8 protein-coding genes and 1 tRNA gene are annotated in these 6,682 nt (G+C 69.5%); 4 read left to right on the top strand and 5 right to left on the bottom strand.

The window, feature by feature from the left end; all coding sequences use genetic code 11:
* Positions 1-240 (bottom strand): ferredoxin FdxA (fdxA, locus tag RDU12_RS10775; protein ID WP_308684596.1); only part of this gene is annotated, 240 nt, incomplete at its 3' end.
* Positions 241-421: 181 nt separating this feature from the next.
* Here fdxA and RDU12_RS10780 point away from each other — a divergent pair.
* Complete coding sequence (locus tag RDU12_RS10780; RefSeq protein WP_300292546.1) at positions 422-1,042, top strand: YceI family protein; 621 nt, start codon at positions 422-424, stop codon at positions 1,040-1,042.
* Here the strand turns inward: RDU12_RS10780 and RDU12_RS10785 are convergent.
* Both RDU12_RS10785 and RDU12_RS10790 read right to left on the bottom strand, forming a co-directional pair.
* Positions 1,029-1,325: an RNA-binding S4 domain-containing protein gene (locus RDU12_RS10785; protein ID WP_308684597.1), complete on the bottom strand. Its 297-nt coding sequence runs from the start codon at positions 1,323-1,325 to the stop codon at positions 1,029-1,031. The two genes, RDU12_RS10780 and RDU12_RS10785, sit on opposite strands and share 14 nt — an antisense overlap.
* Positions 1,322-3,796: a helicase-related protein gene (locus RDU12_RS10790; RefSeq protein ID WP_308684598.1), complete on the bottom strand. Its 2,475-nt coding sequence runs from the start codon at positions 3,794-3,796 to the stop codon at positions 1,322-1,324. Before RDU12_RS10790 ends, RDU12_RS10785 begins: the two co-directional genes overlap by 4 nt.
* Positions 3,797-4,095: 299 nt before the next feature.
* Between RDU12_RS10790 and RDU12_RS10795 the strand changes: the two genes are divergently transcribed.
* Positions 4,096-4,172: transfer RNA gene (locus RDU12_RS10795), tRNA-Arg, on the top strand.
* A 28-nt stretch (positions 4,173-4,200) separates the two neighbouring features.
* Here RDU12_RS10795 and RDU12_RS10800 read toward each other — a convergent pair.
* Complete coding sequence (locus tag RDU12_RS10800) at positions 4,201-4,992, bottom strand: hypothetical protein (protein WP_300292093.1); 792 nt, start codon at positions 4,990-4,992, stop codon at positions 4,201-4,203.
* A gap of 364 nt (positions 4,993-5,356) precedes the next feature.
* The gene (locus tag RDU12_RS10805) at positions 5,357-5,764 is read right to left on the bottom strand and encodes a DUF983 domain-containing protein (RefSeq protein ID WP_300292095.1); all 408 of its coding nucleotides are present in this window, start codon (positions 5,762-5,764) and stop codon (positions 5,357-5,359) included.
* A gap of 108 nt (positions 5,765-5,872) precedes the next feature.
* On the opposite strand from RDU12_RS10805, the gene RDU12_RS10810 reads away from it, so the two are divergent.
* Positions 5,873-6,385: a CinA family protein gene (locus RDU12_RS10810; RefSeq protein ID WP_308684599.1), complete on the top strand. Its 513-nt coding sequence runs from the start codon at positions 5,873-5,875 to the stop codon at positions 6,383-6,385.
* A 37-nt stretch (positions 6,386-6,422) separates the two neighbouring features.
* Positions 6,423-6,682 (top strand): hypothetical protein (locus tag RDU12_RS10815; protein ID WP_308684600.1); only part of this gene is annotated, 260 nt, incomplete at its 3' end.

Consider the following 6,682-nt stretch of genomic DNA (forward strand, 5'->3'; position numbering starts at 1 on the left):
GTTCGGCCAGACCTTGGCGTATTCGGCGTTGACCATCAGCCACTTGCCGTCGGGCTCGTCCTCGGTGTCGGGTTTGATGGCGTCGACCGGGCATTCCGGCTCGCAGACGCCGCAGTCGATGCATTCGTCCGGCGCGATGACCAGGAAATTCTCGCCCTCATAGAAGCAGTCGACGGGACAGACCTCGACGCAGTCCATGAATTTACATTTCACGCAGGCGTCGGTGACGATGTAGGTCATGGAGCGGAAGGACGATCGCGCGGTTGGTGGGACGGGCTGCGCAGATGACCCCGGCGGCTCCGGGTGTCAACTCGGTGGGCCGACATGACGCATCCGCGGGAGGGGTTGCGGCGGCGATCAGGCGGTCTATCTGTATCAAGCACAATTGCAGATAACCCGCCCGTCATCACAGGATTTCGCCATGCGTCTCGTTTCCCGCTCCATCATCGTCGCCGCCTCGATCAGCCTTCTGGCCGGCGGCGCTGTCGTCGCCCAGGCGGCCCTGACCCGGAGCCCCGCTGAGGTCCAGGCCGGCGACTACGCCCTTGATTCCGACCACGGCAAGATCACCTGGTCGGTCGATCACCTCGGGTTCTCGACCTACAAGGGCCAGTTCGTGAACGTCGACGCCGACCTGACCCTCGATCCGGCCAACCCGTCCGCGGCGACCCTGATCGCCACGATCCCGCTGACCGACGTGGATTCCAACTCGGACGGCCTCGACGCCCACCTGCAGACGGCGGACTTCTTCGACACCGCCAACCACCCGGTCGCCAGGTATGTATCGCGCTCGGTGACGGTGGACCCGTCCGATCCGGACCGCGCCACCGTCCAGGGCGACCTGACCCTGCGCGGCTTCACCCGTCCCGTGTCCATGACGGTGCGGTTCAACCAGGCCGGGCCGTCCATGGGCGGCGCCTACCGGGCCGGCTTCGATGGCGAGGCGACCATCAAGCGGTCGGATTTCGGCATCGACTACGCCTTGCCGGTGCTGGGCGACGAGGTGAGCCTGCACATCGAGGGCGAGTTCATCCGCCAGTAGGCGGCGGGGACTCCACCAGCGCATACAGGGCGCGGGCTTCTTCGAGCGGTCCGCGCCGTTCGCCCATCTGCAGCACCTCGAGGTCGAACAGGCGGCCGCCGAGGGCGAACACCAGGCCGTCGCCGACGTGGACGCTGCGTCCGGGCTTGTCGAGCCGGGTCTGAACGCCGTTGCGGGTCAGCCGCACCGCGCCGCGCTCGACCATGGCGGCGGCCAGCGACCGCGTCTTCGCGAACCGCGCGCGCCACAGCCACACGTCGATGCGGCAACTCGCCTCGCTCATGCGGGCTTTCTGCGAGGGGGCCGTCTGCGCCGCGCCGGCGCCGGCGCGGTCAGGACCGACAGCGCCGCGAACGGCGAGTCCGGCATAGCCTTGGCCGCACGGTTGGACCGGTCGGGCTGTTGCGCCCGCGTCGCCTTGAGGGCGATCGCCAGCGACTTGGCCTGTTCAAGGCTGATCCCCAGCTCGGCCAGGTCCGTCTCGCTCAGCCCGCCCTTGTTCCGCGCCCGCCGCTCCGCCAGCGACTCCAGCCTCTCGACCCCGACCGCGAACCGTCCCACGGCGCGGAGGCCGAAGGCCGACAGCAGTCGCGCCGACGGCGCCGTCTCGGGCAGGGGCGTCAGGGCGGTCGCGCCAGGCCGGAACGGCTCGCCGGCCACGAACGCCTGCGCCACCGTCGCTCCCCGCCCCTTCAGCAATGCGGGCAACCACACCGAATGCGCGCCCAGCCGCACCCCGAAGCTCTTCAGCGTGCGTCGCTCGACCTGGCTCAGGGCGGCGAGGTCGCGCTCGACGTCGCGCCGGTCGATCACGCCGCCGGCCTCGACCAGCCGGAAGGCGAGGCCCCGCGGCAATCCCTTCAGCGTGCCGTTCTCGACGGCCGTCTTCAGCCGCCGCAGCGCCCTCAGCGCCCGTCCGGCCTCCGCCGCCAGCCAGGCTTCCAGCCGCCGCTGGGCCCGCTCGCGCGCCGCCGCCGGTCCCAGTTCGCCCAGCAGCCGCACCCGGGGGGCGAACCAGTCGCCGCCGACGACCTGACCGGCCTGGGCGCCGCGCCACAGCACCGCCCCGTCCGGCGTCACCGAAAACGCCGCGTCCTCGTCGGCCGCCAGACGGCCCAGCCGCCGCGCGATCTCCGGCGTCACCGCCTGCCGCGCCGCGTGACGCAGGGCCTTGTCCTCCAGCGCGCTGCCGCCCTTGTCGATCTGGAAGTCGACGCCGCTCAGTCGCCCGACCGCATGGCCCTCGACCACCACCGCGCCCTCGGCGTCGACATCGGCGACGGCGTCCTCGCGCACGTTCAGGGCCCGCATCAGGGCGGTGGTGCGCCGGTCGACGAAGCGGGCGGTCAGCCGCTCGTGCAGTACGTCCGACAGCCGCTCCTCCAAAGCCTTCGTCTTGTCGCGCCAGCCCTGGGCCTGGTCCAGCCAGTCCGGGCGGTTGGCGATATAGCTGAGGGTCCGCACCCCGCTCAGCCGCGCCGACAGCTGGTCGATCTGGCCGTCGTCGCGGTCGAGGTCGGCGAAGCGCGGCGCGATCCAGTCGGCCGTCAGCCGTCCGCGTCTGCCGGTCAGGGCCTCGAAGATCTCCTTGGCCAGCCGGGAATGTTCATCGAGCGTGGTCTTCTGGAAGTCGGGCAGCTGGCAGGCCTCCCACAGCCGCATCAGGGCGCCGCGCGAGCGCCCGATCCGGGCCACGTCCTCGTCCTTGATCAGGCGGCGCAGCAGGGTCTCGTCCAGCGCCGGCTGGGTCAGGTTCAGGCCGCGAACCCCCGGCGTCACCGTCAGCGAACGCAGCAGGTCGGGCAGCGTATCAAAATCCAGCCGTGCGTTGCGCCACTCGGCCCCCTCGACCGGTTCGAAGCGGTGTTCGACCACCTGTTCGACCAGATCGTGATCCAGCTCCAGGGCCTCGCCGGTCACGCCGAAGGTCCCGTCCCTCACGTGCCGCCCGGCCCGCCCGGCGATCTGGCCGATCTCGTGGGCGTGCAGCCACCGGGTCCGCCGCCCGTCGAACTTTCTCAGGCCGGCGAAGGCGACGTGGTCGACCTCCATGTTCAGCCCCATGCCGATGGCGTCGGTGGCGACCAGAAAGTCCACCTCGCCCGACTGAAACAGCTCGACCTGGGCGTTGCGCGTGCGCGGACTCAGGCTACCCATGACCACCGCCGCCCCGCCCCTCTGACGCCGGATCAGTTCGGCGATGGCGTAAACCTGCTCCGTGCTGAAGGCGACGATGGCGCTGCGGGCGGGCAGGCGGGTCAGCTTCTTCGAGCCGGCGTAGCTCAGGGTCGACAGCCGCTCGCGCTGGACGATCTCCACATCGGAAACCAGCGAACGGATCAGCGGCGCCATGGTCCCGGCGCCGAGGAACATGGTCTCGAACCGGCCCCGCGCATGCAGCAGCCGCTGGGTGAAGACGTGGCCGCGCTCGGGATCGGCGACCAGCTGGATCTCGTCGACGGCGAGGAACTCCACCGACCGCTCCAGCGGCATGGCCTCGACGGTGCAGACGAAATAGACCGCCCGCGGCGGAACGATCTTCTCCTCGCCGGTCACCAGGGCCACCGCCGCCGCGCCTCGCCGCTTGACGATCCGGTCGTAGATCTCGCGCGCCAGCAGCCTGAGCGGCAGGCCGATCATGCCCGAGGCGTGACCCAGCATCCGCTCGACCGCCAGATGGGTCTTGCCGGTGTTGGTGGGGCCCAGAACCGCGACGACGCGCGAGGGGGCCTGTCCGGTGCCGCGGTCGCTCATGATGCTGAAAAGGTGGCCCTTCCCGCCCGGTTCCTCAAGCGGCGCCGCGCGGTTTCCGTCACCCGTAAACGGCAAAGCTCGGCCAGGCGGAACAGGGGCGAAACGAATCAGGACCGAATCACCGACACGGCCCGATTCGGGGTTTGTTCACCCCAAGATATTGTATCTTAAAGGCGATTAACCACAACAGCGAAGGCGGCTGTCCGAAGCTCCGGGGCGGCGGCTCTTCACCGGGGTGCGATTTTCCGTTTCCGCCCCGCTTCCCCCATGCCCCGCGAGCCGCTAGGTCAGCCGGCGATGGCCCCGTAGCTCAGCTGCATAGAGCAAGGCTTTCCTAAAGCCGAGGTCGCAGGTTGGAGTCCTGCCGGGGTCGCCATCGCCCATGAAGCGCCGGATCGTCGCGCTCAGACCGTTCGCGGCTCGAGGCTGGCGAAGACGGCGTGGGTGGCCCCGGCGGCCTGGGCGCCGAGCGCCCGCTCGGGCCGCAGATTGATCAACAGGATCTGACCGCAGGTCTGGCGCGCGGCGGCGATGAGGTCGACGGCCGCCTGCCAGTCCCGGGCTCCGTCGTGGGCCACGCCGGCGAAATCGATCGCCAGGCAGCTGACCCGGGCGCCGCGCAGGCGAAGGGCGGTGTCCACGTCGGGCGCGATGTGGAGGATCAGACCTCGCGTTCCGGTTTCGAAACGGCCCAGTATGTCGTCGAGCACCTCGATCGGCGCCTGCTCCGGGCCGCCGACCACCTCGACCAGAAGGCTGCCGGGATGGGGGCTGTGCTGCGCCTCCGTGCAGCGAAGAGCGTAGCTTTCCCGATTCTCGGTCAGCGATCGCCAGAAGGCGGGGATGATGCCGCAGTCCCCCGGCCCCAGCCTGAGCAGCTCCATGCCGTGCTCCAGGGTCAGGGCGTCGATGCGCCCGAGGTCGTCGAGCTCCAGGGTCTTGCGTTCGAACAGGGCCGGTTCCCCGCACCGGCGGATCGACCGCCGCAGGCGGCGGCTGACCGGCGTGGAGGTGGCCAGTTCGAACACCGGCTGCGCCGCAAGCGTGATGGTCAGGTCGGCCCGCGCCCGCGTCGCGGTGGAGAAGGTGATGCTCTCGTAGGGCGCGCCAAAGGCCTGTCGGGACGGAGCGGTTCCTGCGCCCGGCGCCGGCCGCGGAGTCCCGTACCGGCGGGCATTTCCATCCTCGTCAAACATCCTGGCCCCACGTGCTTAATTTAGGCCCTCAGTGGAACAGCGTTCGATTAAAAACGGGTTGACTGTTTGACTTAACGAAAATGATAAATGCAGTAATCAGTTGCAATGCAGAAGCATTCACCAATAGCGCTCGCCGTTTGACGGCAAAGCTTGCATGAATTCGCAAATAGAAACTGATGAGAACAATTGAGTACACTTGTATCGCCGTTTCATTGCGAGGCGAATAACAACTGGACGAAATGGCCTGCTTTCGGCGGCTTGCTCGCAAGACTTTTCAGAACCCGGCGTCGACTCCAGTCAAGGCTCTCCCGGTATTCAGACTATCGGCGCGTGGTGCGTTAAGGTTGCCGTGCCGGGCGACGGCTCACCGCCACTTCGACCCTTCGCCGTGTTTGCCGATGCTCTCGAACTCCGGCGGGGCGGCCTTGTGGACGTACTGCTCGGCCACCAGCCAGCCCTTGAGCGGACGCAGCACGCCGAGGCAGGCGAGGGTCAGCAGCGGCATGGTCACCACCATATGGACCCAGATCGGCGGATGGACGCTGAACTCGAACCACATGAACAGGGCCATGCCCACCACCCCGACCAGGCTCATGCCGAAGAAGGCCGGGCCGTCGGCGGGCTCGGCGAAGCTGTAGTCGAGGCCGCATTCCGGGCAGGCGTCGCGGATGGTCAGATAGCCCTTCAGCAACGGTCCCTCGCCGCAGCGGGGACAGCGGCAGCGGAGGCCGGTGGAGAGGGTCTTCAACGGCGGATATTCGGGCGGGGTCACGGCGGCATCCTGAGCGGGAGGCGCCTGATGTCGGCCCGGGGGAGGGGCCAGACAAGCGGCCCCATTGTCGCGGGGGAACGCGACGGCGAGCGTGGCCGTTGCGGGATCATGACGGAAACCCTGAGCCCCGCCCTGCCCGACGACGTGGAAGCCCTGATCGACCGGGTGTTGCGGGAGGCCGGCGACCGGGGCCTGACTCTCGCCACGGCCGAAAGCTGCACCGGGGGGCTGATCGCCTCCGTCTTGACCGACGTCGAGGGCCGCTCCCACGCCTTCGAACGCGGCTATGTCGTCTACACCGACGACGCCAAGGCCGAGGAGCTGGCCGTGCCCACGCGCCTGATCGACCAGAACGGCGCCGTCTCCGGGCCCGTCGCCTGCGCCATGGCCGAGGGCGCGTTGCGGCGTTCGGGCGCGGCCGTGGCCGTCGCCGTCACCGGCTTCGCCGGCGCCGCCGGCCCCGACGATGAGCCGGGGCTGGTTCATTTCGCCCTCGCCGCCGCCGGGGCCCCGACGGTGCATGAGGAGCATCATTTCGGCGATATCGGGCGCGGCCCGGTGCGGATGGAATCCGTGCGGGTCGCCCTGCGCATGCTGGAGCAGGCGGTCACCAAGCGTTAACCGCGTTGAAAGGCGACGCGCGCGAGTGTGCGCGCGCATGTCCGGGGCCTCGTCAAAGCGCATTCTTCGCACCACCGTCGCCGCCGCCGCGGCCGGCGCGGTCGCGTTCGCCCCCCTGGCGCCGCTCGCCCAGGAAGCCGGCGCCGCGCTGGACCCGATCACCATCCGCATCGGCTCGAACGCCGAGTTCACCCGGATCGAGTTCGCGGGCGTGGTCGGATCCCGCTCGCGCGTGCGCCGCGAGGGCGACAAGGTCATCGTCCGCATCGGCTCCACCGCCGCCCCCGACGTCTCCCG

The sequence above is a fragment of the Brevundimonas sp. genome (assembly GCF_031082345.1).
Classification (GTDB): domain Bacteria; phylum Pseudomonadota; class Alphaproteobacteria; order Caulobacterales; family Caulobacteraceae; genus Brevundimonas.